This window comes from Prosthecobacter sp., assembly GCF_049294395.1.
Classification (GTDB): domain Bacteria; phylum Verrucomicrobiota; class Verrucomicrobiia; order Verrucomicrobiales; family Verrucomicrobiaceae; genus Prosthecobacter.
Genome location: NZ_JBAQCR010000131.1, coordinates 10,312 through 36,229 on the forward strand (window position 1 = coordinate 10,312; position 25,918 = coordinate 36,229).

25 protein-coding genes are annotated in these 25,918 nt (G+C 58.5%); 24 read left to right on the top strand and 1 reads right to left on the bottom strand.

The genetic code is table 11. The features are described from left to right. Positions 1–103: 103 nt before the first annotated feature. The 22 genes from WAW39_RS08600 (at position 104) to WAW39_RS08705 (ending at position 23,928) form a co-directional block, all read left to right on the top strand. Positions 104–778 (top strand): ABC transporter ATP-binding protein, encoded by a 675-nt coding sequence (locus WAW39_RS08600; RefSeq protein ID WP_422317797.1) that lies wholly within the window; start codon positions 104–106, stop codon positions 776–778. Then, positions 775–3,963: an FtsX-like permease family protein gene (locus tag WAW39_RS08605; RefSeq protein ID WP_422317799.1), complete on the top strand. Its 3,189-nt coding sequence runs from the start codon at positions 775–777 to the stop codon at positions 3,961–3,963. Before WAW39_RS08600 ends, WAW39_RS08605 begins: the two co-directional genes overlap by 4 nt. A 124-nt stretch (positions 3,964–4,087) precedes the next feature. Further along, the gene (locus WAW39_RS08610; RefSeq protein WP_422317801.1) at positions 4,088–4,867 is read left to right on the top strand and encodes a hypothetical protein; all 780 of its coding nucleotides are present in this window, start codon (positions 4,088–4,090) and stop codon (positions 4,865–4,867) included. 242 nt (positions 4,868–5,109) lie between these two features. After that, entirely contained in the window at positions 5,110–6,114 is a 1,005-nt protein-coding gene (ruvB, locus tag WAW39_RS08615) for a Holliday junction branch migration DNA helicase RuvB (RefSeq protein ID WP_422317803.1), read from the top strand. Between the two features lie 71 nt (positions 6,115–6,185). Beyond that, a complete protein-coding gene (locus tag WAW39_RS08620; protein ID WP_422317805.1) occupies positions 6,186–6,674 on the top strand; it encodes a hypothetical protein in 489 nt (162 codons plus the stop codon). A gap of 38 nt (positions 6,675–6,712) precedes the next feature. Beyond that, on the top strand, positions 6,713–6,997 hold the full coding sequence (locus WAW39_RS08625) for a helix-turn-helix domain-containing protein (RefSeq protein ID WP_422317807.1): 285 nt from the start codon (positions 6,713–6,715) through the stop codon (positions 6,995–6,997). A gap of 755 nt (positions 6,998–7,752) precedes the next feature. After that, a complete protein-coding gene (locus WAW39_RS08630; protein ID WP_422317809.1) occupies positions 7,753–8,139 on the top strand; it encodes a hypothetical protein in 387 nt (128 codons plus the stop codon). A gap of 211 nt (positions 8,140–8,350) precedes the next feature. Next, the gene (locus WAW39_RS08635; protein WP_422317811.1) at positions 8,351–8,734 is read left to right on the top strand and encodes a hypothetical protein; all 384 of its coding nucleotides are present in this window, start codon (positions 8,351–8,353) and stop codon (positions 8,732–8,734) included. After that, positions 8,731–9,165, top strand: coding sequence for a hypothetical protein (locus WAW39_RS08640; RefSeq protein ID WP_422317813.1), 435 nt, complete (start codon positions 8,731–8,733; stop codon positions 9,163–9,165). Before WAW39_RS08635 ends, WAW39_RS08640 begins: the two co-directional genes overlap by 4 nt. A 105-nt stretch (positions 9,166–9,270) precedes the next feature. Next, positions 9,271–9,720: a hypothetical protein gene (locus WAW39_RS08645; RefSeq protein WP_422317815.1), complete on the top strand. Its 450-nt coding sequence runs from the start codon at positions 9,271–9,273 to the stop codon at positions 9,718–9,720. Between the two features lie 201 nt (positions 9,721–9,921). Then, positions 9,922–11,091, top strand: a complete 1,170-nt coding sequence (locus WAW39_RS08650) for a TolC family protein (RefSeq protein ID WP_422317817.1) — start codon at positions 9,922–9,924, stop codon at positions 11,089–11,091. Positions 11,092–11,122: 31 nt separating this feature from the next. Then, positions 11,123–12,301, top strand: a complete 1,179-nt coding sequence (locus tag WAW39_RS08655) for an efflux RND transporter periplasmic adaptor subunit (RefSeq protein WP_422317819.1) — start codon at positions 11,123–11,125, stop codon at positions 12,299–12,301. Between the two features lie 2 nt (positions 12,302–12,303). Further along, the gene (locus tag WAW39_RS08660) at positions 12,304–15,474 is read left to right on the top strand and encodes an efflux RND transporter permease subunit (RefSeq protein WP_422317821.1); all 3,171 of its coding nucleotides are present in this window, start codon (positions 12,304–12,306) and stop codon (positions 15,472–15,474) included. 82 nt (positions 15,475–15,556) lie between these two features. Next, on the top strand, positions 15,557–16,033 hold the full coding sequence (locus WAW39_RS08665; RefSeq protein WP_422317823.1) for a hypothetical protein: 477 nt from the start codon (positions 15,557–15,559) through the stop codon (positions 16,031–16,033). A gap of 73 nt (positions 16,034–16,106) precedes the next feature. After that, on the top strand, positions 16,107–16,586 hold the full coding sequence (locus WAW39_RS08670; protein ID WP_422317825.1) for a hypothetical protein: 480 nt from the start codon (positions 16,107–16,109) through the stop codon (positions 16,584–16,586). Between the two features lie 105 nt (positions 16,587–16,691). Beyond that, complete coding sequence (locus WAW39_RS08675) at positions 16,692–17,999, top strand: TolC family protein (RefSeq protein ID WP_422317827.1); 1,308 nt, start codon at positions 16,692–16,694, stop codon at positions 17,997–17,999. 15 nt (positions 18,000–18,014) lie between these two features. Continuing rightward, the gene (locus tag WAW39_RS08680; RefSeq protein WP_422317829.1) at positions 18,015–18,980 is read left to right on the top strand and encodes an efflux RND transporter periplasmic adaptor subunit; all 966 of its coding nucleotides are present in this window, start codon (positions 18,015–18,017) and stop codon (positions 18,978–18,980) included. A 19-nt stretch (positions 18,981–18,999) separates the two neighbouring features. After that, the gene (locus tag WAW39_RS08685) at positions 19,000–19,344 is read left to right on the top strand and encodes a P-II family nitrogen regulator (protein ID WP_422317830.1); all 345 of its coding nucleotides are present in this window, start codon (positions 19,000–19,002) and stop codon (positions 19,342–19,344) included. After that, entirely contained in the window at positions 19,341–22,580 is a 3,240-nt protein-coding gene (locus WAW39_RS08690) for an efflux RND transporter permease subunit (RefSeq protein WP_422317832.1), read from the top strand. Before WAW39_RS08685 ends, WAW39_RS08690 begins: the two co-directional genes overlap by 4 nt. A 214-nt stretch (positions 22,581–22,794) precedes the next feature. Next, positions 22,795–23,070 (top strand): hypothetical protein, encoded by a 276-nt coding sequence (locus WAW39_RS08695; RefSeq protein ID WP_422317834.1) that lies wholly within the window; start codon positions 22,795–22,797, stop codon positions 23,068–23,070. Continuing rightward, on the top strand, positions 23,063–23,413 hold the full coding sequence (locus tag WAW39_RS08700; RefSeq protein ID WP_422317836.1) for a hypothetical protein: 351 nt from the start codon (positions 23,063–23,065) through the stop codon (positions 23,411–23,413). The genes WAW39_RS08695 and WAW39_RS08700 overlap by 8 nt, the downstream gene beginning before the upstream one ends. Continuing rightward, a complete protein-coding gene (locus tag WAW39_RS08705; RefSeq protein WP_422317837.1) occupies positions 23,410–23,928 on the top strand; it encodes a hypothetical protein in 519 nt (172 codons plus the stop codon). The genes WAW39_RS08700 and WAW39_RS08705 overlap by 4 nt, the downstream gene beginning before the upstream one ends. A 92-nt stretch (positions 23,929–24,020) precedes the next feature. Here WAW39_RS08705 and WAW39_RS08710 read toward each other — a convergent pair whose 3' ends face one another. Continuing rightward, on the bottom strand, positions 24,021–24,362 hold the full coding sequence (locus WAW39_RS08710) for a hypothetical protein (RefSeq protein WP_422317839.1): 342 nt from the start codon (positions 24,360–24,362) through the stop codon (positions 24,021–24,023). Positions 24,363–24,616: 254 nt separating this feature from the next. Here WAW39_RS08710 and WAW39_RS08715 point away from each other — a divergent pair, with 254 nt between their 5' ends. Then, positions 24,617–25,660, top strand: a complete 1,044-nt coding sequence (locus tag WAW39_RS08715; RefSeq protein ID WP_422317841.1) for a hypothetical protein — start codon at positions 24,617–24,619, stop codon at positions 25,658–25,660. An 18-nt stretch (positions 25,661–25,678) separates the two neighbouring features. Further along, the coding region (locus tag WAW39_RS08720; protein WP_422317843.1) for a hypothetical protein at positions 25,679–25,918 on the top strand (240 nt) is incomplete at its 3' end.

The following is a 25,918-nucleotide window of genomic DNA, read 5'->3' on the forward strand; positions in this document are numbered from 1 at the left end:
ATCCGCAAGCGGGCCGAATAACGAAGCTACAGTGACAAACCAGGCATAATGGATGCCTCATTTTCCCGCTGTTCATCTGCCACAGCTTGTTTACGCTCATCCCATGCCACTCATCCAACTAACCAACGTTTCCAAATCCTACACCGACCCTGGCAGCGGCGCTCAGGTGCCCGTGCTGCGCGGCATCAATCTCAGCATTGAAGCTGGTGAGTCCGTGGCGATCGTCGGCCCCTCCGGCTGCGGCAAGAGCACCCTGCTGAACATTCTTGGCACGCTCGATTTGCCCGACTCCGGCGACATCACGTTTGATGATCAGGCCCTCACCAGCCTGACGCCCCAGCAGCTTGCCGCCGTGCGCAGCCAAAAAATCGGCTTCATCTTCCAGCTCCATCATCTCATGCCTCAATGCTCCGTGCTGGAGAATGTGCTGCTCCCCACGCTCGCCCTGAAATCACCTCCCGCAGATGCTTTGCAGCGCGCCGAGTCCCTTCTCGAACAGGTAGGGCTCAAGGACCGCATGGACTGGAAGCCCGCGCAGCTCTCCGGCGGCGAACGCCAGCGCGTGGCTTTTGTACGCGCACTGATCAATCAGCCACGACTCATCCTTGCCGATGAACCGACCGGCGCTCTCGATGAAACCAGCGCCGACACTTTGACCGACCTGCTGCTCCAGCTTCAGAAAAGCAGCGGCGTCACGCTGATCATGGTCACCCATCATCGCGCACAGGCAGACCGCATGGGCCGTGTGCTGACGATTCACGAAGGCGCTCTGCAATGAAACTTACGGATTACGTCCTCCAGTCCGCGCGCCATTACTGGCGTGGCCATCTGGGCCTCCTCTTCGGCACCTTCCTGGCTGCCACCATTCTGACCGGCTCCATGCTCGTGGGTGATTCCGTGCGCGCCAGCCTTGAGCGCGTGGCGGCCCTGCGCCTCGGCAAGGTGGAAGGCGGCATTCTCGGCGGAGACCGCTGGTTCACCGAAACCCTGGCGCGCAAGACCAATGCCGCGCCTGTCATCATCGCCACCGGCGCAGCGAGTGCAGCCAATGGCAAGGTTCGTGTCAACGGAGCCCAGGTGCTCGGCGTGGACGCCAGCTTCTGGAAGCTCAGCACCAGCTCCAAAAACATCGCCTTTGATAAATCCGCCGTGGCCATCAATGAACCGCTCGCGCGCAAACTCGGCGTGAAAGCTGGCGACACCATCCTCATCCGGCTGGAGCGCCCCAGCGCCATTTCGCGCGATGCCCCCCTCTCCGGCAGCACCAATCAAGACATCTCCCTCCGTCGCACCATCGCTGCAGTCGTCAGTGCGGAAGACTTCGGTGCCTTTCAGCTCACCGCCTCGCAGGTGCCGCCAGACTCGGTGTTTGTAAATCTTGCCGATCTGCAAACCCAGCTCGAAATGGACGGGCGTGTGAATGCACTTCTTCATCCGCAGTTCAACACACTGCGTGCTCATGTGGAGGAACATCGCACCCTGGAGGATTTCGCACTCAAGCTCAAACGCCTCGAAGGCGCAAAGAAGGAATGGGAGATCAGCACCAGCCGCGTGTTTCTGGATCGCGGCATCGCGGATAAACTCATGGAATTCAAAGGTGCCTTCGGCGTGCTGACCTATCTGGTCAACGGCATCACCTCCAAGCAGGGCGGCACCCCCTACTCCATGGTCACCGCCACCGGACACGGCAAGGATGATGAAATCACCATCACCCAATGGCTGGCCGATGATCACAAACTCGCCATCGGCGATGAACTGGAGGTCAAATATTTCGTGGTAGGTCTGGGTCGCGATCTCAAACAGCAGTCCGCAAAGTTCAAAGTCGCGAAGATCCTCCCCATGGATGATCCCACGGTCACCAAGGCATGGACTCCCGATTTCCCCGGCGTTTCCGACGTGGACAACTGCCGCGACTGGGAGCCCGGCATCCCCATGGACATGAAGGCCATCCGCGACAAAGACGAAGCCTACTGGGATGAATTCAAAGGCACCCCCAAAGGCTTTATCACTCTGGCGGCAGGCCAAAAACTCTGGGCCAATCGCTTTGGCAAGCTCACCGCCATTCGCCTGCCGAATGAAGGCCAGACCATGGAGGCAAAGGCAAACGCACTCGCCCTGCGCCTGCAGCTTGCAGACATCGGCCTGGTGCCGCGTGATTTCAAACAGGATGCCGGAAACGCCGCCAAAGGCAGCGTGGACTTCGGTGGCCTCTTCATCGGCCTCAGCATGTTTCTCATCGCGGCCGCTCTCGTCTTCGCCTCGCTTCTGTTCTTGTTCACCCTGGAGCGCCGCGCCGCGCAGATCGGCCTGCTCCTGGCCGTGGGCTGGACTCGCGGCATGGTGCGCCGCGCCTGGCTGCTGGAGGCAGGCGTCATCGCCACGGCAGGCGTTTTGCTCGGCGTGTTCGGCGGCATCTTCTACACCCAGTCCGCACTGCACGGACTCTCCGCCATCTGGACCGGCGCCACTCAGGGGCTGCCCCTCATCTTCAGCGCCAGCTTCGCTACCATCTTCAATGCCGCGCTGGCCACGCTGGTCGTGGTGCTGCTCACCCTCGGCTTGGCCAGCCGGAAGCTCTTCAAAATCCAGGCGCGTGACCTGCTCGCCGGTTCATGGAGCGATGACCTCGCTCCTGTGCAGAAAAAGCATGGCAGCAAACCGATGCTCATTCTCGCCGTCGTCGCACTTTCACTCCTCGCCGCCGGGTTTGTGCTGAAAAATCCCGAAGCCGTAGCAGGCATGTTCTTTGGTTCCGGCATGCTGATGATGATCGCCGGACTGCTCTTCCTCCGCGGCTGGATGCGGCGGGACAGCGGCTCGCTCGCTCGTTCCCTCCGGCAGATCGGCCTGCGCAACATCTCCCGCCGTCCCTCCCGCAGTCTCGCAGTCATCGGCATGATGGCCGGCGGCATCTTCCTCGTCGTCGCCGTAAATGCCTTCCGCATGAGCGCAGGAGACACCACCGCACGCGACTCCGGCACCGGCGGCTTCGCGCTCATCGGCGAATCCTCATTGCCCGTGTATGAAGACCTCAATGTAAAAGCAGGCTGGGATGCCTTCGGCCTCGATGAAAAGCTCATGCCTCAGGCCCGCGTGGTGCCCTTCCGCGTGCGCGATGGCGACGACGCAAGCTGCCTGAATCTCAATCGCGCCCAAAAGCCCGTCCTCGTGGCCGCAGACCCGGCCAAGCTCACCGGCACCTTTGCCTTTGCATCTGGCTCTTGGGGCAAGCTCAACGACGACTCCTGCATCCCCGCCATCGCCGATCAAGCCACCGCAATGTGGGGCCTCGGCAAAGGCGTGGGCGATACGCTGGACTACCAGGACAGTTCCGGAAACACCTTCCAGGTGAAAATCGTCGGTCTGCTGGCGGGCTCCATCCTGCAAGGCAAGATGATCATCACCGAAAAAGACTACCTCTCCAAGTATCCTGATGCCGCCGGCTACCGCTTCTTTTTGGTCGATGCCAAACCTGAACAGTCAGCCGAAATCGCCGCCCATCTCACCCGCCAGCTTGAGCAGCGCGGCCTCGCACTGGAACCCACGCGTCAGCGGCTTGAGCTGTTCCTCAGCGTGCAAAACACCTACATCGGCATTTTCACCGTCCTCGGGGGTCTCGGCGTGCTGCTGGGCACCGCCGGCATCGGCGTCCTCATCGCGCGCCATGTGCTGGAACGTCGCGGCGAGCTCGGCCTCATGCAGGCCCTCGGCTTCCGCGCCGGAGCCCTGCGCAGCATGATCATGGGAGAGCACAGCCTGCTGCTCGTCCTCGGCCTCATTCTCGGCGTCATCACCGCCTCCCTCGCCGTTCTGCCTCAGCTGATCGAACGCGGCGGCAGCCTGCCCCTCACCTTCCTCGTCGAGCTCATCGTCGCCGTCCTCGGCTTCGGCCTCATCATCTGCGCCATCGCCGTAGCCACCGCCGTGCGCGGCACCCTCACCGATTCCATCCGGCGCGAGTAAGAGTCACACAGCCCTCAAGGAGAGGCACTTGCCAAGTGCCTCTGGTTCAGATCCCCTCCCACTTAACCATTGCCAATCGGCAGTTCTCAGAACAAACATCGAGCGTCCCTCATCCTGACTCTCCATGCTTTTCTGGACGCACATCTTCGACCTTCTGGCCAAGCTCGCGGGCATGTCCCTCACCATGGCGATGTTCCTGCTCAGTGTGCCCAATCCACCGGCCAAGGGACATCCGCTTCTCTTCATCCTCTGCTTCCTCGCAGGGATCCTCATCTGGTGGTTTGCCCTGCGGCCCCTGTCCTCGTGGCTGCATGCACGGCTGCGACTGGGGGCTCCACTTTCGTGGGCGCAGGCACGACGGGCGTCCATGCTGTTTTCACCCGTGCGCGATATGCTGCACTGGCATCCCCTGTGGGAGGTGCGCCAGTTGCCGGCACAAACACGTGTGGCCGCGATTGAAGAGTTCATGGACCAGTTGCAGGCCGAACAGGAGGAAAAGGCCGCCCGCCTGCGGGCAGCCCCTGCCCTGAGTCACGCCTTCCGCTGGCTGCAATGGGTGGTGGTCGTTGTCGCGGTTGTGCTCACCTTTGCCCATCTTCCGCCAGCCTCCTGGGTCTCCGAGTTTCAAGCACACATCTTCGATGGAGCCTACCATCCGATTCTAACCTTCCTCATCGTGGCGCTGCCCGTGGCGGGCATCCTCCGCTGGCTGGAGCACGCCACCGCCCCGAGCAAAATCACAGTCGTCAGCACGACGCTCACAGCCAATGAGACTGCTACACCAATGACTACAATGTCTCCTACTCCATCAACCACGATCAATCCTCCCGTGGAGAAAGTGCAACTCGATCCCAACGATCACTCACGCTTCGCGCCGCCCGATTCGCGGAGGCCAAATGGGTAATAAGGACGCTGCATTCCGCTGCTTCACAGGCACTTCTCATCGCGGGTGCAGCATTTTGGTCACACCGAAAAACACCTCCCCAGAATCCGAAATCCTTTCCGTGTATTCTGTGTATTCCGTGGTTGATCAAATCCGGCCCTTCAGCGCGCCACTTCACACCGATGCCAAAATCTGCGCATCCCTGCACGAAGAGCCGTGCGCCACACCTTGCACTCTGCGCCGCGCACGCTCCTATATAAGCAGTGAATCCCGCGCTCAACGACCCCGACTCTCCCTTTGATCTCGCCCTCCGCCCGGCGGATTTCTCCGAGTTCCACGGCCAGACCAAGGTCAAAGAACAGCTCCTCGTCATGGTCGAGGCCGCCAAGATGCGCGGTGAGTCTCTGGATCACGTCCTCCTCTGCGGCCCTCCCGGACTGGGCAAGACCACCCTCGCCAATCTTATCGCCAACGCCATCGGCACCAAGCTGCACACCACCAGCGGCCCGCAGATTGATCGTGCAGGTGATCTCGCCGGCATCCTCACCAATCTGCAGGAACGCGACGTCCTCTTCATCGACGAAATCCACCGCCTCCATCCCAGCATTGAGGAATACCTGTATCCCGCCATCGAGGACTATCGCCTCGACATCATCATCGATCAGGGGCCCAAGGCGCGCACCATCCGCATCGATCTCCCCCCCTTCACACTCGTCGGTGCCACCACCCGAGCCGGCATGCTCACCGCACCGATGCGCTCACGCTTCGGCATTCCAAACCGTCTAGACTACTACACCGCCGAAGAGATCCAGCACATCCTCATCCGCTCCGCACGGTTGATGAACGTCGCCATCGAGCCCGAAGGCGCGCACGAGATCGCCCGCCGCTCTCGTGGCACGCCGCGTATCGCCAATCACCTCCTCCGCTGGGTGCGTGATTTTGCCCAGGTCAAAGCGCAAAACATCGTCACCGAAGACGTCGCACGTCAGGCGCTCACCATGCGCGACATCGACGAATCCGGCCTCGACGAAATGGACACCCGCATCCTCGAAACCATCATCGGCAAGTTCGACGGCGGCCCCGTCGGCATGGGCAGCGTCGCCGTTGCCGTCGGTGAAGACACCAGCACCCTCGAAGACGTGCACGAGCCCTACCTTGTCATGCAAGGCTACCTCAAACGCACCCCCCGCGGCCGCGTCGCCATGCCCGCCGCCTACCGCAAACTCGGCCTCATGCCGCCAGTCACCGGGCAGTCGGAGTTGTTTTGAGAGCCTTTAAGTCGCTTGCCCAGGCACCCAGGCCACTACTCATTCATCATTCATCATTCAGCATTTCCAACATGTGGCGCGAACTCACCACCCTCTGGCAGAGCATCTGCGACCCCGAGTACCTCCATCTGCTGCTGGAGCCCCTGCCCCTGTACGGACTGGGCATCGGCCTGACGTTTCTGATCGTCTCCTTCATGTTCGGCGAAGCCAAGTGCCGCATGCTGGCGCTGGCCATCATCTGCGTCTCTTGCGCCAGCGTCTGGCCTTACATCGATCTGCGCGACAAGGCCACCCCCCGCATCCTTGCCACCCGCTCTCCCGATTTCGCACCGCTGATTCAGGAGCAAACCCAACGGCGCAAGGATTGGGCATGGCCCTACTATGTGATGTCGCTTTGCAGCCTCGCCGCCCTCGCCGCATCGCGTTCCCCCAAAAGCCGCCTGCTGGTATTTTCCGTCGTCATCTTCGGTGCCCTCCTCTTCTGGTTCAGCATCTGGATGCACAAGAAGGAGTGCGAAGTCTACCACCGCAACATCGTGCGATTCGTGCCGGTGCGGTGACGGTTTAAAGCAGTGCTAATCCTTCTCCCCGCTCCCGGATGCGTTTGTTGGCTTTTCATCAACGGCGGTTGTCGGTCAATCGGGGGCGATATACGCGTCGTTGGTGGCTGCGGTCGGACAGGCATTTGAAACCGACCTGCCTTGCTGATCATGTGCGGGCTAAGCGCCTGAAGGAGAATCTGACGATGAAGGAGCTGGCTTGCCAACTGGGGATTTCAAAGGGCACGCTCAAGTATTGGGAGCTGCACAAGAACCCTCCATCTGAACAGAATCGAAAGCTATTGGTGGAGTATTTGGGATATGATCCCGAGGTCAGCAAGTAGTAGATCAACGTTACGCACATTTGGCATCCATGTGTTGGGATGTTTCATCTTGAGATTGAGACTTTTGGTGGGGAAAGTCTTCCCCTCGCGGCTACTTCGTGCGCTGCTACCCCTTCGAGCGGGAAGTGTCCCGCAACGCCCTCAACTTCAAACCCCGGCTCCGATCAGCCTGCGTGTTCATGCAGGCCCATCTGCGCCCGCCAGCTTTGAGGCACTTCAGATGTCCCAGATGCCGCCCTTGTAACAGCCTCGTCAGCTGCGCCATCCCAAGGTGCGCGGAGCCATCAAGCCTCCTCAATCGCCCCGCTTGGCATCGCTCCGCGAATGGCAAGCCAGGCTTTTCCCCGCTCGCCATAAAGAAGCGCCACCGCCGAATGAAATCGCAAACGCCTCCCCCCCTCCACGAGGCTCATGCTCACTCATCCGACCGGTCGCGCTCGATTTCACGGGTACGGCCAAGAAGTCAGCCTCTGACGTGGCTATCAACGCCATTTAACAAACGCCTCCATTCGAAACCTGGAGGCATGGCAACAAGGCGTGATACTGCTGCCATGCACTGTTCGTTGACAGTGCCGAAACCCAGACGCCTCCGTATTCCATAGACTCTATAGAACCGCCATCGATGTGATCAGGAAAGTCTCATGCGCACAACAGACTCCGCACTCGCCGTCCGCGTCATATCAAAAGCTCCCGCCCGATACGATCACCACTTGACCATTTCTGCCCTTCTGCGATTTTTTAGCATCGCTTCGTCAATGAAACGCTTCTGGCAAATTACCGCACTTATCCTGCTGGCCCTCATGGTGCCTGCTTCGATGTGTTGCTGGGTTTCAGAAAGCACCTGCAAGGCTTGTGAATGCCAGGGTGATCCAGCTCATCATGAAGATGGCGGGGAGTCACAGAACACCTGCCCCAGCGACACCATTGCCCACAGCCAGATGCCTGCGGCGATAATGATGCCGGAGATGCAAATGGTAGAGCTGCTTGATTTGCTGGCGGCAATGTTTCATCGGAATGAAAGCTCGACAGCTCTTTCTGGTTCCGTCAGCGAAATGACCACCGCACCAATTGAGCTACGAACGACGTGGATCTTTGTGAGCCGTGCGGCATTACCAGCGCGCGCTCCTTCGGAATTGGCCTGATTATTTTCCGTGAGCAACACCGCCGTATGGGGTGGTGAATGAATGCGCCGGATTGATGCACACCCGCAGATGGTGGCATCCACACAGCCTCACGCCGGGTCTTCTTCATGCCTGTCCTTTGCAACCCGATCCCGTTTCATCATTGCGTGCGATTTTCATTTCATCCCTGCTTTATGCAGTCCTTTCATCGCTTCCGGCAGCGGAACAGCCCGTGCCCAAAAGCATTGAGCATCTGGTCTCGCTTACACTCACGGCCAACACGGAAATCCGCTTTTACGAAGCGGAAATTATCAAGGCACGGGCCAACGGCAGCACGGCGGGCAGGCAGTCAAATCCCACGCTCGAACTCCAATACGGCAAGAACAAGCTCATCGCGCCGGAAGCCAACTCTGACGGGCTGGCCTTTTCAGCGAGCCTTGCGCAGCCTATCGAATGGCCAGGGCGGCTTGGTTTGCGCAAGGCCATCGCCAATCGTGACATCGCGCTCGCAGAGCTGGGCCTGGATCGTTTTCGTTTCCATCCCCATCCTGCTCCTCGTGCCTGTGAGCTACGACGGGGTCGAACGGAAACCACACCCCAAACAAACACACCATGAAAAGACTGCTGAACATTCTACTCGTCGCCGCCCTTGCCACCACGTCCGTCTTTGCTGATGCCAAAGTCAAAGCCGGGCCTCGCAAAGGTCTCCTGCTTGACCTCGGCGGCAAGCAGGCCGAATTTTATGTCGAAAAAGACCGTAGCATTAGCATTGCTGTCTATGACAGCGAGATGAAAGCTCAACCCGCTACGACCGAAGTTTTCACCGCCTCCGCTGAAGCACCAAGCGGCAAAACCAAAATTGCCTTCGAGGTAAAGGACGGCAGGCTCGTCTCGACCAGCAAGCTTCCCGAGGGGGAATGCTACCAAGTCGTCTTGCAAGCCAAAGCCACGCCAGAGGCAAAGCCGAAGAACTTCCGCATCAAGCTTCAGCTTCACACCTGTGAAAAATGCGGGAACCCCGAGTATGCCTGCATCTGTGATGAATAAATTAAATCCCTGAACATTCCTGCTCTCGACCATCTAGGATCTGGAGTTTCGAAAAAAAAATATTGAATAAAGTCAATTCTGCTCCCATCATACTCGATCTTATCCATGGCTCTTCATCATAAGCGTATCCTTACCTTGCTGGCCGTTCTGGTCGTGGGTTGCGCACAGGTATTTGGAATGCAGCGTGGGTTTGTGTGTGACCATCAAGGCCCGGCGGTGGCCACGGACGATGAGCACTGCCATCAAGTCGCAGGGTCTGTGAAGATTGATTTTGTTTCCTGTTCTAAGGATTCACACAAGGATGATAGTGATCACGAGGACACCGAACATCATGCACCGCTCGCCGTGGATTTGCAGACCGGCACAGCAGGTCTGTCAGCAGTTTCCATTCCGGTCTTTGTGGCCGTATTGGTTTCGGAGAGACCAGTTCATGAGTGGGTGCTGATTCAGACGCTCACAGTGAGTGAAATGATGACCACGCCTCTGGACACCGGGGCAGAGAGTCCGCCGCCTGCGGCTTTGCAGGTGGCACGTTGCATGGTGATTTTGGTTTGAGTGAAGTCTGCGCCGCCGTCCACGACTGACGGCTGAGGCGCTTCGACTTTCTTTCCTTTGCTCAGGACATGGCATGTCCACGCCTGCAAACCTCAAACCACCACCCTGTCTATGTTTCGCTCATCCCTTTTATTTACGTCCTTGATGTTGGCTGTCGCCTCGTCGGCCCCAGCCCTTACGCTTTCGCTTGCTGACATCGGCATGCAGGTCCGCGCCTCGCATCCCACTCTCAAAGCCGCCCGCCTCGCTGTGGCGGAGGCACGCGGTCGCCAGCTCGGTTCTGGCAGGCTCTCGAATCCAGAGTTTGGCTATGGCTTTCAGAATCAAAGCAACGTCAGTCCGCAAACTGGCATCTTCTCCATTGATCAGGCTTTTCCCATCACGCGCAGACTCAGCCTGGAAAAGAAGCTCACTTCGCAACTGGTGGGCGCGGCGGAACTGGAGGTGAGAGATGCCGAGCGCCGTTTCATTGCCGAGGCGCAGAGTCTTGCCGTGCAACTGCTGTCGCTCACTCAGCAGCGTGCGTTGCGTCAGCAGCAGACCGCTCTGGCATCGAAGCTCTCCGAGTTCGTCCGTGGGCGTGCCAAAGTTGGAGAGATTTCCGCGCTTGATGCCGCCCAGGCACAGGTGGATGCACAACGACTCCTGCTGGAGACACGGAAGCTGGAGACAACCACGGTCAGCCTGCTGGGGCAGCTCAAGCCCATGCTGGGTTTGCAGCCGACGGATGCGCTGAACCTCTCCGGCGATCTTCCAGCTCTTGCCGTCCCTGGCATGGGCGCAGGCTGGATGCAGCGCGCCGACTACCAGCTTGCACAGACCAAAATCGCGGCAGCACTGACGAACACGAACCTCGCCAAGGCGCGCCGCATGCAAGATGTGACAGTGGGCCTGTTTGCTTCGCGTGAAATGCAGGATGTGACGCCTACCCATCGCGAACGCACAGGATTTCTGGGTTTCCGCATTTCTATCCCGCTGCCGTTCTGGAACCGCAACCAAGGCGAGATCGCCGAAAAGACCGCGAGTGCCGAACGTGCCCGACTGGAAAGCGAGGCCCTGGGCAAACAGATCATCAGCGAAGCTGAAACTGCACGCCGCGAGATGCAGGCCAATGCCGATCTGGCCCATGAAACGCGGGACAAACTGCTGCCGCTCGTCATCGAGCAGACCGACAAGCTCGAAAAAGCCTACGAGCAGGGTCAGACCAACTTGCTGACCATCCTGCGTGCGCGTGAACAACGTCTGCAACTCGAAGCCGCCGCGCTGGATGCCGTGCGTGATTTCCATCTGGCCCGTATCCGCTACGAAGCAGCCACCGGCAAGCATGCGCCCGCTTTTCCGGCCACTTCAGCCACGCCAACGCAACGCTAATCACTCTGCAACATCCCCTCTGAATTACATTATGAAACGATCCCTTGCCCGACTGTTCCTTTGCCTAGCCCTGTCCGGCGTTGTCCTTGCCGAAGGCGACCCCAAACGCGCCGCTAATACTGTGGTGCTGGATGAAACCGGCGTGAAAAACCTTCGCATCGAAACCGTCGAGGTCGAGGAGACTGATTTCGAGGCCACCATCTTTTCACTGGGCCGCATCGAAGCTATTCCGAGCAAGGTGGCTGCCGTGAGCAGCCGTATTTCGGGACGCATTGTGGAGTTGAAGATCGCTCCCGGTGACATGGTGAAGAAAGATGACGAGGTGGCGAGAATTGAGAGCCGCCAGCCAGGTGATCCGCCGCCTGTCATTCCGCTCAAAGCTCCGCTGGGGGGCTTGGTGACACGAGTTGACGCACGGCTGGGTGACCCGCTGGACCCGGAGAAGGCGCTGCTGGAAATCACTGATCTCAGCGAAGTGTATGCCGTGGCCCGTGTTCCAGAACATCAGGCGGGACGTATGAAAGCGGGCACTGAGTCTCACATCAAAGTGGCCGCTCTGCCCAATGAAAAGTTCAAAGGTGAGCTGCTCCGCTTCGGCACCAGTGCGGACAAAGAGAGCGGCACGATTGACGCCATCTTCCGCCTGACCAATCCCGGCGGGTTGCTGCGGGCGGGCATGCGCGCTGAGTTCTCCATTGTGATGAGCAAGCGCAGCAATGTGGTGAGCGTGCCGCGTGCCGCCTTGCAGGGAGAGTCGAGCAACCGCTTTGTCTATGTGAAGGACTTCGATCTGCCGAATGCCTTTGTGAAAACCCAGGTGCAGGTGGGCGAGATCAATGACCGCTTTCTCGAGGTCACTCAGGGCCTGCTGCCAGCCGATGAAGTCGTGACGCGCGGTGCCTATTCCTTGTCCTTTGCGGGAGCCAGCAGTGTCTCCTTGAAAGAAGCACTGGATGCGGCGCACGGCCATGAACATGCCGCCGATGGTGGCGAACTGACGCCGGAGAAGAAGGCCGAGATGGAGGCTAAAAAGGGCGGCGCGGCAGACGGCCATGCCCATGCCGAAGAAGGTGCCAGTTCCATGTGGATGTATGCCAGCATCGTTCTCCTGATTTTATTGCTGCTGTCCCTGTTCGCCAAAAAAAGGGGGGGCTCCACTGACGAGGATGAAGCCGCATCAGCAAAAACCCTGAAGAAGGAGGTGCACTAGCCATGCTCAACAAATTGATCCACTGGTCGCTCGCAAATCGGGCGGTCATCATCGGTGTCTCTCTTATCCTAATGGTGATGGGCATGCGCACGGCCACGGAGCTCCCGGTGGAGGTGCTGCCGGACCTGACCAAGCCGACGGTCATCATCCTCACGGAATCTCCCGGCCTTGCACCGGAGGAGGTGGAGATGCGTGTCACACAACCCATTGAAACCGCGCTCATGGGCGTGGCGGGTCTCACGCGGCTGCGCTCAAACTCCGACGTCGCCCTCTCCTTGGTCTATGCCGAGTTTGGCTGGGACATGGACATTTACCGGGCGCGCATGTTCGTGCAGGAACGGCTTCAGGCCGCCCGAGGCCAGCTCCCCGAAGGCGTTCAGCCCTTTATGACGCCGGTCGCCTCGCTGATGGGCGAGATACTACTCGTTGGTGTGCGCTCCACCATCAAGGAAGGCGAGCCCGGCTACCTGCCGCCGCGTGAGGTGCGCTCACTGGCCGACTGGACGATCATGCGCCGTCTGAAGAGCGTACCTGGCATAGCAGAGATCCTCAACATGGGCGGCGGCGTGAAACGCATCGAGATCCAGCCCGACCCCTACAAGATGCAGGCCAATGGGATCAGCTACGAGGAGTTGGAACGTGCTACCTCTGAAGCGGCGAACACAACCACAGGCGGCTTCCTCAACACCGGACCCACCGAGATCATGGTGCGCAATCTGGCGATGACTGTGGAGCTGAATGACATCGCGCGTACGATCATCAAAAAAATTAACGACCGGCCCATTGCCATCGGGGATGTGGCCAACGTCGTCTGGGGCATCGAACCCATGCGCGGTGATGCCACCGTCAGCCAGGCCCCCGAAAAATCGCCGACCTACGGCGTCATCATGTCCATCACCAAAGCTCCAGGATTCGACACCCGAAAGCTGACGGAGCAGATCAAAGCCGCGCTTGAGGAACTCCAGGCCACCTTTCCCAAAGGCATCGAGACCACGTTGCTGTTTCAGCAGAAGGATTTCATCGATCATGCCATTGGCAATCTCGCCGATGCCATTCGTGACGGAGCCATCATGGTCACCATCGTGCTGTTCCTGTTTCTGCTGAACTTCCGCACCACCTTCATCACCCTGATGGCGATGCCGCTCTCCTTTGGCATTACCCTGCTTGTCTTCAAGTGGTTCGGCATCAGCGTGAACTCCATGACCCTCGGCGGCCTCGCTGTCGCCATCGGCATGGTCGTGGATGATGCGATTGTCGATGTGGAAAATGTGTTCCGGCGTCTGCGGGAAAACGCCACCCTGCCAGTTCCCCACCCTCGATTAAAGGTGATCGCCAAAGCCTCGGGTGACGTGCGAAACTCCATTCTTTACGCCACCATCCTGATCATCCTCGTCTTTCTACCGTTGCTCGGCTTGACTGGCGTGGAGGGCAAGCTGTTCGCTCCCATCGCCATCGCCACGATCATTTCGATGATCGCCTCGTTCATCGTTTCACTCACCGCCATTCCGGTGCTGTGCTCGATATTGCTGAACCCTGCGGCGGGCCATGCGCACAAGGACGGCTTTATCACCCGCAACATGAAGTGGCTGCTGGAGCATACTCTGCTGCGATTTGCTCTCAATCAGCCGCTCATTGTCCTAACCATCGCTGGGGTGCTTCTAGTTGCCTCGTTCTTGCTGTATCCGAAGATGAACAAGGACTTCCTGCCCAAGTTTCAGGAGGAGACCGCTCTCGTCGCCGCCACCACCGCACCGGGCACCTCGCTCGAAGAGATGAACAAAATCTCCGACGTCATCGAACAGCAAATCCTCACCGTTCCAGAAGTCCGCAAGGTGGGCCGCCGCCTAGGTCGTGCGGAACGTGGCGACCATGTCGTGCCCGTCTCTACCGCTGAGTTCGATGTGGATTTCCGCGAGATCGAAGGCGAAAACCAAAGCAGGGGTCGCAACCGCAAGGAAATCCTTGATGACATTAACAAGAAGCTCAAAACCGTGCCCGGCGTCTTTGCCGTCGTCAGCGGCCCGCTCGCGGACCGCATCGGCCACATGATGAGCGGGGTCTCCGCTCCCGTGGCCATCAAGATTTTCGGCCCCGACCTCGACAAGTTGCGCCAGCTGGGCATCGAGATTCAAACCATCGCCAAGAGCATTCCCGGCTTTCAGGACTGCAAGCTCGACCAGACTTCCTCCATCCCGCAGCTGCGCATTGAGGCGGATCGTGACCGTGCCAAAGCCTACGGAATCGCGCCTGGCAAACTGAATGACCAGCTCTCCAGCCTCATCGGTGGTAAATCAGTCGCTGAATTGCGCGAAGGTCAGCGGCGCGTCAATCTGGTCCTGCGTCTGCCAGTCGAGTGGCGTGATTCGCCGGACAAAATTGCCGAGCTGCCAGTTGAAACCGGCGGTGCCCAGCGCATCCCGCTGTCGCTCGTCGCGGATGTGCGCGAGGCCAAGGGACCGAACGTCATCTTCCGAGAGAATAGTCAGCGTCGCTTTGCACTCGCCATCAAGCCCACCGTGCGAGACGTCTCGAATCTAGTCGTTAGATTCCGCGAAGAGGTTACTGCGAAGGTGAAGCTGCCAGAAGGCTACTTCATCACCTTCGAGGGCGAATTCCAGGCACAGAAGGAAGCCACCCAGCGTATCGCAGTCTTCTCTTCTATCGTATTTGTCGCTGTCTTCCTCATGCTTTATGGCTACTTCCGCAGCGCATCGCTAGCGCTGCAGGTGCTGGTGAATATCCCGCTTGCTCTCATGGGCGGTCTGGTCTTCACTTATTTTAAGCTGAACAACATCAGTATTGCTACGCTCGTCGGTTTCATCGCTGTCGGTGGTGTGGCTGCGCGAAATGGCATCATGATGATCAGTCATTACTTGCACCTCATGACACATGAGGGAGAAGGCTTCACACGCCAGATGGTCATTCGCGGCACTCTGGAGCGTCTTGTGCCGGTGCTGATGACGGCACTCTCCGCTGGCATCGGCCTCATTCCACTTGTTCTCGCGGCCGATGAACCAGGCAAGGAAATTCTTCATCCCGTGGCCGTCGTCATCGTGGGGGGGCTGATCTCCTCCACCTTCCTCGATATGGCGATTACACCCGCGATGTTCTGGCTGATTGGTCGCAAAGCCGCCGCAAAGGCCATCGAGAATGAAGCACCTGCCTCACATTAACGAATTTCCAAGGCGGTTGAGGCTTAACAGCTTCTCTACTGCGGCTAAACTAAACCAACCTTTCGATCACATTATGAATCGCATGAAATACACACTGCTTATTTTGAGCATTCTGGCAGTACGCCTGTTTTGGGTGCAGGCGGACGACCCGAAGGCCGGTTATCACGGCATGGCCGGCCCCACCGGCGGACGGCTCCTCGTCGAAGTGGAGCCGCACATGGAGTTCCTGGTCAACCCCGTCACAAAAAAGGTGGAAGTCCGTTTTGTGGGTGACGCCAACATCGTCCTGCCTCCCAACGGCCAGGAAGTCGCCGTCACCATTGGTGTTGGCACCAGCGCCACCGTACTGACCTTCACCAAGGACGGCGACAAGCTCGTCTCCGACACGGCCATCCCCGAAGGCGATAACCTGCCCACCTTGGTGCAGTTCCGTGCAAAGCCCGGAGAGTCACAGGTGACGGCAGATAAGTTTACACTCAGCCTCACCCTCTGCCCTGCTGGCAGGCATCCTCAATACGCCTGCACCTGTGAGCCAGCCAAGCCAAAGGAACAAAAGTGACCTGTTCTCACCATCAATTTCCCCATGAAAATGGGGCAAACAAAAACAACCAAACCACAGACAACGTAAACTCATGAAAACCAAACTGCTCACCACCCTGCTCACCCTCGCACTGGCCTTCACCGCCAGTGCTGCCGACAAAGACAAACACGAACATGAAGCCAAAGCCGGCCCCACAGGCGGCAGGCTCATCACTGAAGTTGAACCCCATGTCGAGTTCTTCGTGAACAAAGACAAAAAGGTCGAAATCCGTTTCATCAACGACGATATGAAAGTCGTCGCCCCTGGCGCGCAGGTCATCAGCGTCACTGTTGGGGACCGCTCTGCTCCAACCAAGCTGAGCTTCACCAAAGACGGAGACAAGCTGGTGTCCGACAAAACCGTCCCTGAAGGCAATGACCTCCCCACCGTGGTGCAAATCCGTGCGAAGGAAGGTGACAAGGCCATCAATGAGAAATTCAACCTCAACCTCAACGACTGCCCGACCTGCAAGAACAAGGAATACGCCTGCACCTGCGCTCATGGAGAGGAGAAGGAGGAAAAAAAGAAGTAACACAGTTTTCCTAAATCACCCTCCGCCCGCCCGGCGCAGCTTCGCGCTGCCAGGGCGGGTGGAACCACTTGAGTCTTCAGACCCATCTCCATTTCAATAAACGCCATGAACTTTTCCTGCTCCCCTCGCATTATCCTGGCGGTTACTGCGTTAACTCTTTCTTCAGCATACTCCCAGGAATCAACTGGTGGCACGCTCACGTTGGCTCGGGCGCTGGCACTCACACTGGAGCGAAGTCCGGAACTCGCCACCTCCTTCTGGGACATTCGTGCGGCGGAAGCTCAGATCATTCAAGCGCGTCTCATCCCCAATCCAAATGTGAGCCTGTCAGCGGAGGACGTCACAGGTACCGGTGATTATGCAAGGGGCAACAACGCCGAGCACACTTTGCAATTGAGCCAGCTCGTGCAGCTTGGAGGCAAGCGGGCCGCCCGCACCACACAGGCGGAGCTGAGCCGCACCCTGGCGCATTTCGACTATCAGGTGAAGCGTGTGGCAGTCCTGCGCAACACGACGCAGGCCTTTGTCGATGTGCTTGTGGCCCAGCGTCGGCTCGCGCTGGCGGAAGAAACGGTTCGTCTTTGGGGAAATGCAGTGCCACTGACGCAAAAACGTTTCGAAAAAGGTGCAGCCCCGGAGGTGGAGCTGACTCGCGCCTCTGTCGCCGTGGAGGTTGCGCAAATAAGTCTGGATCAGAGCCGGCGGGATCTGCTGGCAGCCAAGGCCGTCCTCGCTGCTCAGTGGGGTGAGACGCGCACGATCACCTTCGAAAGCGTCACGGGTAATCTCGACCACACGGAGCCCTTGCCGTCTTTCACCAGCCTCGTTGAGCGACTGGGCAATCATCCACAGCTCGCACGCTGGACAACCGAACGCGAACATCGTGAAGCCGTCCTACGGGTGCAGCAGGCGCAGGTGGTTCCCGATCTTACCGTCGGTATCGGTCCGCGCATAGTGGGCGGAGGCGACAGTTATACGATGGGAGTCATCAGCTTTTCGCTTCCTTTACCGCTCTTTAACCGCAACCAAGGGAATATCGCCGAAGCGCGCGCGCTGCTTGCCAAGGCCCGGCCTGAAGAGCGTGAAATTCAAGCGCGTGCCTTCGGTGAGCTAAGCGTGGCCTATCAGACGATGCGACGCGCGGCTGATATGATCGTAACGCTCAAGGAGCGCATCCTGCCAGCTGCGGAGCAAACCGTGAAGCTGCTCAGCGAAGGCTATTCGGCAGGTCGTTTCAGCCAGCTCGAAATTCTTGAAGCCCGCCGGACGCTGACCGAGGTGAGGAACCGCCACCTGAATGCTCTAGCCGATTACCACAAGGCCGTTGCCAATGTGGAGGCGCTCACCGCACAGCCCGTTGAGCTTCACGGTCATCTTTCCAATTCCAAGTCGAAGGCCAAAGGTTCACGCTAACCTCCACAACGGTTTATGAAAAAAAAGCTCATTCATATCGTCCTCATCACCGCAGTGATCGCTTTCGCGGCCTTTGCGGGCTGGAAAATCCTCAAATCCAACTCACAGCCCGCAGGCAAGGAGCAGAGCGAGGTCAAGGAGGGAGCAGAGAAGAAAGACCGCGTCGACTTATCAGCCAAGCAGCGCGAGAACGCCAACCTTGGCATTGAGGAGGCAGGTCCCGCAAAAATAAAGACCAGCCTCTCAGTTTATGGCAAGGTCACCGCCAACGAGGAGTCGTTGGCGCATGTCATGCCGCGCTTTCCAGGCGTCGTGAAAGCAGTCAAAAAACGACTCGGTGACGTGGTGCAACAAGGCGAAGTGCTTGGAATTGTCGAGAGCAACGAAAGCCTCAACGTCTATGATATCACCTCCGATCTGAAAGGAACCATCATCCAGCGTGACATGACGTTGGGAGAATTTGTCAACAATGACAAAATGGTCTTCACCGTGGCGGACATGAGCACGGTCTGGGTCGACTTGAATATCTTCCGACAGGACTTCGGACTGCTGCGCAAAGGCCAGCAAGTCGAAGTCCATACGGGCGACCGTCACGACACGGAAGGCGGGCAACCGATCAAGACGCAAATAGACTACATCTCGCCGTTCGGTGCCGAGGGGACGCAGACCATGCTGGCGCGGGCTACTGTGCCGAATGCAAAGGGCGACCTGCGGCCAGGTCTATTCGTCACTGCGGAGATCATCACAGGTGAGAATGATGCGCCAGTCACGGTGAAGCTCAGTGCGCTGCAAACGCTCGGAAACAAGACCGTGGTCTTTGTCGAGGAAGGCAACGTGTTTGAAGCGCGCGAGGTGAAACTCGGTGTCCGCGACAGCGAGCGCGTGGATGTCGTCTTCGGTCTGAAGCCGGGCGAAAAATACGTCAGTGCCAACAGCTTCGTCGTCAAAGCCGAACTCGGCAAAGGCGAAGCGGAGCATTAACCCGCAAAAAGAAAGAAAGATGAAAAAAATCGAAGCCTACATCCAACATCGATATTTGCCACGCGTGGTTGACGCGCTGGAAGGAATGCGAAGTTTTCCCGGCCTCACCGTGCTGGAGGTGCTCGGTCACGGCAGCGGACCCGAGACTGCTGAAGACTATCAGCTAACCGAGCAAAATATTTCCTTTCATCGTCGCAACCTCGTTCAGATCGTTGCCGACGATTCGCAGGCTGAAGAAATCGTCAACCTCATACGCTCCGCCGCACATTCCGGCAGCGTTGGTGACGGAATGATCATCGTGACCCAGGTGGAGAGCGCCATCCGCATCCGTACGGGCGAAAACCTCCCACCGCCACAATTGTGATTCCCAAGCTCATCGCCTTCTCTATCAAGCACCGCTGGTTTGTGCTCATCGGCACGCTGGCGCTGGGTGCGTTGGGTGTTTACAATTACGAACGGCTGCCGATTGATGCGGTGCCGGATATCACCAATGTGCAGGTTCAGATCAATACTGGAGCTTCCGGCTACTCGCCGTTGGAGGCTGAGCAGCGCATCACCTTTCCTATCGAGACAGCGATGGCGGGCATCCCCAAGCTCGAATACTCACGCTCAATCTCGCGCTATGGCCTCTCCCAGGTCACCGTGGTATTTAAGGACGGCACCGACATCTATTGGGCGCGACAGCAGATTGCCGAACGCATCGGTCAGGTGAAGGAGCAGCTCCCACCCGGCGTCGAGGTCGGAATGGGGCCGATCTCCACGGGTCTTGGCGAGATTTTCATGTGGACGGTGGATGCGAAGCCCGGTGCCACCAAGTCAGATGGCTCGCCGATCACTCCCACGGATTTGCGCGAGGTGCAGGACTGGGTCATCAAGCCCCAGCTGCGCAATGTGCCGGGCGTGGTCGAGGTCAACACAATCGGCGGTTTTGAAAAGCAGTATCACATCACGCCTGATCCGCGAAGGCTGGTCGCTTACGGATTGAGCTTTCGCGACGTGATGACTGCCCTGGCACAGAACAATGCCAACATTGGAGCCGGCTACATTGAGCGCAACGGGGAGCAGTATCTCGTCCGCGCACCGGGCCAGGTCATGGACATCGCCGACATCGATCAAATTGTCATAGGTGCTCGCAAGGGGGTGCCAGTGCGCATACGCGACGTAGCCAGCGTGGCGATAGGCCAGCAACTGCGCACAGGTGCCGGCACTTATAACGGCCATGAAGCTGTCATTGGCACGACTTTCATGTTGGTGGATGAAAACTCGCGAGTCGTCTCCCAGCGTGTCGCGGAGCGGATGAAAGAAGTAAACAAAACGCTGCCGGAGGGGATCGTCGCAAACACTATCTACAACCGCACCAACCTCGTTGATGCCACGGTCGAAACGGTGAAGAAGAATCTTTTCGAGGGGGCGGTGCTCGTCATCGTCGTGCTTTTCGCACTGTTGGGAAACTTCCGAGCCGCTCTTATCGCCGCGGCGGTCATCCCGCTGTCAATGCTCTTTACCATCACCGGGATGGTGCAGCAAAAGGTCAGCGGCAACCTCATGAGCCTGGGTGCACTCGACTTTGGGATCATCGTTGATGGTGCGGTCATCATCGTCGAAAACTGCATCCGCCATCTCGCCGAAGATCAGCACGCCAAAGGCCGGTTGCTTCTTCCGCGCGAGCGCTTCCATGTGGTCTTCACCGCGACCAAGGAAGTCATCACGCCGAGCATCTTTGGCGGTTTCATTATCATGGTGGTCTATTTGCCCATCTTGACGCTCACCGGTGTTGAGGGGAAGATGTTCGTGCCGATGGCCTTCACCGTCCTTGTCGCACTCGCCGGCGCGATGATTTTCGCCCTCACCTTCGTGCCCGCCGCCGTCGCCATTTTCCTCAACGGAATAGTGAGCGAGAAAGAAAATTTTCTCATGCATTGGGCCAAGAAGGTCTATGTTCCCCTTCTTGGCCTGTCGCTGAAGAACCGTCCCACTGTGGCGACTATCGCCGCATGCCTTGTTGCTCTCAGCTTCCTGATTGCTTCGCGCATGGGCACGGAATTCATCCCGAGCCTCGACGAAGGCGACATCGCCCTTCAGGCGATGCGCATACCTGGCACCAGCCTCACCCAAACCCTCGCGATGCAAGCAACGCTCGAAAAGCGGCTTCTCGAATTCCCGGAAGTGAAAGAAGTCTTCGCCCGTGTCGGCACCGCAGAAGTCGCGAGTGACCCGATGCCACCAAGTATCGCAGATGGCTACATCATGTTGAAGGCGCAGAAGGAATGGCCCGATCCGGGCAAGAGCAAAGCCAAACTTATCGAAGAAATCGACGCCGCCATTGATCAGATCCCCGGCAACACCTATGAAATGTCGCAGCCGATTCAGCTTCGATTCAACGAACTGATTTCCGGCGTGCGCAGCGACGTGGGGGTCAAAATTTTCGGCGACAATATGGACGTGCTTGTCGCCACCGCCGAAAAAATCGCCGATGCACTCCGCACCGTCAGCGGTAACGAAGGGGTGAAGGTCGAGCCTGTCGGCGGCCTGCCCATGCTCACCATCCAGCTCAAGCGCGAGGTGATGTCGCGCTACGGCCTAAGCGTCGGCGAAGTACAGGAAGTCATCGAAGCCGCGATCGGTGGCACCGAGGCGGGCAACCTTTTCGAGGGCGACCGCCGTTTCAAGCTGGTCGTGCGGTTGCCCGAAGCACTTCGCAATGACCTTGACGCACTCCGCCGCATCCCCATCGCGCTGCCTGCTGATGAAGATGACGAAAATGAAGGTGCGCGTCGTAAAGTCGCAGCAAAAACAACTTCATTCATCCCGCTCAGCGAGGTCGCCGACTTCGACGAAAAACCCGGCCCAAACCAGATAAGCCGGGAGAATGGCAAGCGGCGCATTGTCGTCACTTGCAACATTCGTGGGCGGGACATTGGATCGTTCGTTGGCGAAGCACAAACAAAGGTAGGCGACATCGTTAAGGTTCCGGCCGGTTATTGGATCGAGTGGGGCGGGCAGTTTGAGCAACTTCAGAGTGCCACCAAGCGGTTGGAAATTGTGGTGCCGCTTGCGCTCGGACTTATCTTTGTGCTGCTCTTCATGGCGTTTGGGAGCGTGAAGGATTCGCTGCTCGTCTTCACCGGCGTCCCTCTCGCGCTCACCGGTGGCATCGTCGCGCTGTGGCTGCGTGACATCTCGCTTTCCATCTCCGCTGGCGTCGGCTTTATCGCACTGAGTGGTGTCGCCGTGCTCAACGGTGTCGTCATGGTCAGTTTCATTAATCAACTGCGCCTGCATGGAAAGAGCCTCGATGATGCGATCAGTGAAGGTGCGATCACGCGCTTACGGCCCGTGCTAATGACTGCGCTGGTCGCCGCGCTCGGCTTTGTGCCGATGGCTCTCGCCCACGGCCGCGGTGCTGAAGTGCAAAAGCCCCTCGCGAGCGTAGTCATCGGGGGAATCATCAGTTCGACCATCCTCACTCTGCTGGTCCTGCCCGCACTCTACCGGATGTTTCACCGCCACGGCGACATGAAGCCCGAAGATTTTGAGGCCGAAGTCGATCCCGCCGCCGACCCGGATTCATCTTCCGGGCCTCCCATCCCCGCTCATTGAGTCCACCATGAATTCCTCACTTATATGGGAACGAAGTCATTGATCGTGTTTGACGATTACTCACTAACCTTTTTTCCACGCCATGAGTAATCTCGCTAGGCTCGGGTTCTTGGCTCTTCTCGCCTCCTTCTGGCTGCCATCCTCCGCCGAAGCATTCGGATCGTCTTACTGGCGACCCTCCAATGCTGGAGTTTACCGCACTCGGGGAACCTCCATGACCGGCATGGTTCTCAGTGTCAACCACAGCACACGATGGATCACTTTCGCCCAGGATGGCGGCCCCGCGCGCCAGTTTGTTTACTCATCGCGGGCCATCTTCTGGTTCGGTGAGCATGAAGTCTCGTCCACCCAATTGAAACCCGGCATGCGAATCCAGGTCAACCTGCACATTCCATTTTTTGGTCCGGATTACGTCAACCAGATCGGTTTGCTTGATCCGCCACAGCAAAAGCGCGGAATGCCCCCAATGAAAGCCCCTCTCCATGACTGAGGAACCGCCACCATCGATCACACCTTCGGCAAAATGGGCACTTGCCTTGTCATTCTGTGGCTTGGTGATCTTCGTTGCAGGCCTGCTCACTGGCGGCAGCAGTTGGCACCGCCCTGGTGAGGAGAAGGGTGATATCATCGCCTTTGCCCTCTGCCGAATAATCAGCCCTGTCTTCGCGGTAGGCGGCTGGCTGACGGGCTTCGTCGCCGTACTGCGTCATTCAAGCGGGTCCAACTGGGGGGCCATCACCGTGATGGTGCTCATCCTGACTTTTCTTCTGCTGTTTTACTACAGCGCATGGCGAGGAACCGCCGCCTTTCACCCAAATCCACTGGCCTCATGAAAATTTACACTCTCTCCCAAAACATACGTAGTTTTCTGCCGCTGCTCGCGCTGGGCTTCTGCATCCCGCTCGTTGCGCAGGCCGTCACCCCTATACGCGTCACCGCTACCGTGAAGACGGAACATGCAGATCCCAAAGGCAGCATCGATGAAGTGGTAAAGAAGAATTTGGAAATAGAACTCCGTGGCAGCAACACGCTTCAGGGCGAGGTCAAAGTAACCTGCACCTTCTTTGCCGATGACCTCGGCACTGACAAACTCGTCGCGCTGAAATCACACTCGCTCACCGCTGTGCTGGAGGCGGGCAAAAGCACGCGCCTCACCTCGCCTGTAGTGACCTTCAATTTCACGCCGCAGCACTCCGTGAAATCCGGCAGCGGCCGGCGTGCCAAATTCAAGAATGTTGAAGCCGTCGGGAGCCGCTACCACGGCTGGGGCATTCAGGTCTATCGCGGCGATGAACTCGTCGGCGAGGCGTTCAGCCTCCCCAGTATCAAGAAACTCCTGAAGCAATGACCGCCTCCACTTTAATGTCCCCAAAAATAGCCCGCCGGAACTCTCTTTCTCCGGCATGCACGGTTGGCTCACCAACAGTTCAACACACTTACTCAATGACCGCTGGAGCGCCCACCAAAATTGAACTGAAAGCCCGATGGGCCAAAGTGTCCACCACTGTTGCCGCCATGGTTCGAACCATGCCCGAAGCGGTTGCCGCTGCCATGACCGTTGCTTGGGCGGCAGTTGTGGCTGGCGGTGCGGTAGCCATATACCGGGTTCCTGTGGCGGTCATAGCCCGTGATGGCGCGTTCGTGATACACTGGCGTGCCGCAAGAGCCACAGTTGTTCGCGAAGTTGCGGCTGGAGGCGTGGCCGTCAAACGCCTGCGATGTGGCGGGAGCGAGAACAGCAAGGCTCGCGGTGACAGCGAGGAGGGTGATGAATTTTTTCATGATGAGTGGAGGTTTGCTTTTGATTTGTTGCCACATTCTTGCGGCGTCTTGGTCAGACGCGGGGAGGCTGCGCCTATTCGAGATTCATCCATCTTTTTTCATCGCACACGCGCGTCCCGGCGAATGAACTGTCAGAAGACCCTCACTTTGCTCACATGGGTGCTCACGCTGCATCCCACCGAGAGAGCGGGCCGTGTGCATGCTTGATGCTTGGTTGAAAGCCCCCCTTCAAACCTCACTAACCCACTACCGCCATGAACCAAGCCGTCTTCACCACCATCGCTGTCACGGGCTTCACCGTGGCGTTTCTTCATGCCGCCATCCCCACGCACTGGCTGCCATTTGTCCTCACCGCTCGCGTGCAGAAATGGAATCGCTCCAAGACCTTGCTTGTCACGGCGCTCGCGGGCACCGGGCATGTGCTGTTTACGGCGATCCTTGGCTTTCTCGTCGCATGGGGTGGGATGACACTGAGCGAAAAAGTCGGCAGCACATTTCCGCTGATCGCGGGCGGCGCGCTGTTGATCTTCGGCCTCTACTACGTCATTCAGCAACTGCGCGGCAGAAGCCACGGCCATGCGCACCTCTTTGGCGGACACAGCCATGAGGCGCATGCGCATGGCCCCATCGGCGACGGACCGCGCGGTGGCATCATGGTGGGCAACGGCCACGGGTTCATCGAACTCACCGTTTTTGAAACCGCTGTTCCGCCGGAGTTCCGCCTGTTTTTCTACAACGAGCACAAGCAGCCCGTGCCACTGCCAGCGACCGACAGCGTGACCATCGAAACCGTGCGGCCTGAAGGGATGCGCCAGACTTTCGTTTTTCAGACGGGCGATGACTTCCTGCAATCCACCTCGGACATTCCTGAGCCGCATGAGTTTCAAGCTCTCGTGCGCTTCTCCCATGGCGGACTAATGAATGAACATGCGGTGGCCTTTGTGGAGCATGAGCACGGTCATGCGCATGAAGGCTGCGGCCATGGTGAAGCGCCCACACCACCCTCGCCCAAGTCCGACTGGGCGGCCATCGCCAGCCTGTTCACGCTGCTCACCTTCTCGCCGTGCGAGGGCTTCCTGCCGGTCTATGTCTCCGGCGTCAAATACGGCTGGAGTGGTTTTTTTGCCCTCACCCTCATTCTTTCGCTCGCAACTGTCGGCGGCATGATCGTCTTCACCTGGCTCACCCTCGCGGGGTTTGAGAAGCTTAAGCTGCAATGGCTTGAGAAGTATGAAAGCGGCGTGTTGGGTGGGATGCTTTGCCTCCTCGGCCTGCTCATCATGCTCTTTGAGCACTAACTTCTTTGTATGGACTTCATCCGCTCCTTCAACACCTTGGCGCTGTTTGCCCTGACCGCTGTCGCCGAGATCGGCGGTTGTTTCGCCGCCTACGCCGTGCTCCGACAGGGTAAGCACGTACTGTGGCTGCTGCCGGGAGCCGCCGCTCTGGCCTTGTTTGCCTGGCTGCTCACGCTGCACCCCACCGAAAGCGCGGGCCGTGTCTATGCGGCCTATGGTGGTGTGTACATCGCCGCCTCGCTGCTCTGGCTGTGGTGG

Excerpts from the sequence above, each read along its gene's own strand:
- WAW39_RS08710 (WP_422317839.1), bottom strand. The coding sequence starts at position 24,362 with ATGAAAAAATTCATCACCCTCCTCGCTGTCACCGCGAGCCTTGCTGTT.
- WAW39_RS08685 (WP_422317830.1), top strand. The coding sequence starts at position 19,000 with ATGAAAAAAATCGAAGCCTACATCCAACATCGATATTTGCCACGCGTG.
- WAW39_RS08700 (WP_422317836.1), top strand. The coding sequence starts at position 23,063 with ATGACTGAGGAACCGCCACCATCGATCACACCTTCGGCAAAATGGGCA.
- WAW39_RS08650 (WP_422317817.1), top strand. The coding sequence starts at position 9,922 with ATGCAGGTCCGCGCCTCGCATCCCACTCTCAAAGCCGCCCGCCTCGCT.
- WAW39_RS08670 (WP_422317825.1), top strand. The coding sequence starts at position 16,107 with ATGAAAACCAAACTGCTCACCACCCTGCTCACCCTCGCACTGGCCTTC.
- WAW39_RS08715 (WP_422317841.1), top strand. The coding sequence starts at position 24,617 with ATGAACCAAGCCGTCTTCACCACCATCGCTGTCACGGGCTTCACCGTG.
- WAW39_RS08620 (WP_422317805.1), top strand. The coding sequence starts at position 6,186 with ATGTGGCGCGAACTCACCACCCTCTGGCAGAGCATCTGCGACCCCGAG.
- WAW39_RS08695 (WP_422317834.1), top strand. The coding sequence starts at position 22,795 with ATGACCGGCATGGTTCTCAGTGTCAACCACAGCACACGATGGATCACT.
- WAW39_RS08665 (WP_422317823.1), top strand. The coding sequence starts at position 15,557 with ATGAAATACACACTGCTTATTTTGAGCATTCTGGCAGTACGCCTGTTT.
- WAW39_RS08680 (WP_422317829.1), top strand. The coding sequence starts at position 18,015 with ATGAAAAAAAAGCTCATTCATATCGTCCTCATCACCGCAGTGATCGCT.
- WAW39_RS08645 (WP_422317815.1), top strand. The coding sequence starts at position 9,271 with ATGGCTCTTCATCATAAGCGTATCCTTACCTTGCTGGCCGTTCTGGTC.
- WAW39_RS08605 (WP_422317799.1), top strand. The coding sequence starts at position 775 with ATGAAACTTACGGATTACGTCCTCCAGTCCGCGCGCCATTACTGGCGT.
- WAW39_RS08600 (WP_422317797.1), top strand. The coding sequence starts at position 104 with ATGCCACTCATCCAACTAACCAACGTTTCCAAATCCTACACCGACCCT.
- WAW39_RS08660 (WP_422317821.1), top strand. The coding sequence starts at position 12,304 with ATGCTCAACAAATTGATCCACTGGTCGCTCGCAAATCGGGCGGTCATC.
- WAW39_RS08655 (WP_422317819.1), top strand. The coding sequence starts at position 11,123 with ATGAAACGATCCCTTGCCCGACTGTTCCTTTGCCTAGCCCTGTCCGGC.
- WAW39_RS08630 (WP_422317809.1), top strand. The coding sequence starts at position 7,753 with ATGAAACGCTTCTGGCAAATTACCGCACTTATCCTGCTGGCCCTCATG.
- WAW39_RS08610 (WP_422317801.1), top strand. The coding sequence starts at position 4,088 with ATGCTTTTCTGGACGCACATCTTCGACCTTCTGGCCAAGCTCGCGGGC.
- WAW39_RS08705 (WP_422317837.1), top strand. The coding sequence starts at position 23,410 with ATGAAAATTTACACTCTCTCCCAAAACATACGTAGTTTTCTGCCGCTG.
- WAW39_RS08675 (WP_422317827.1), top strand. The coding sequence starts at position 16,692 with ATGAACTTTTCCTGCTCCCCTCGCATTATCCTGGCGGTTACTGCGTTA.
- WAW39_RS08640 (WP_422317813.1), top strand. The coding sequence starts at position 8,731 with ATGAAAAGACTGCTGAACATTCTACTCGTCGCCGCCCTTGCCACCACG.
- WAW39_RS08625 (WP_422317807.1), top strand. The coding sequence starts at position 6,713 with ATGCGTTTGTTGGCTTTTCATCAACGGCGGTTGTCGGTCAATCGGGGG.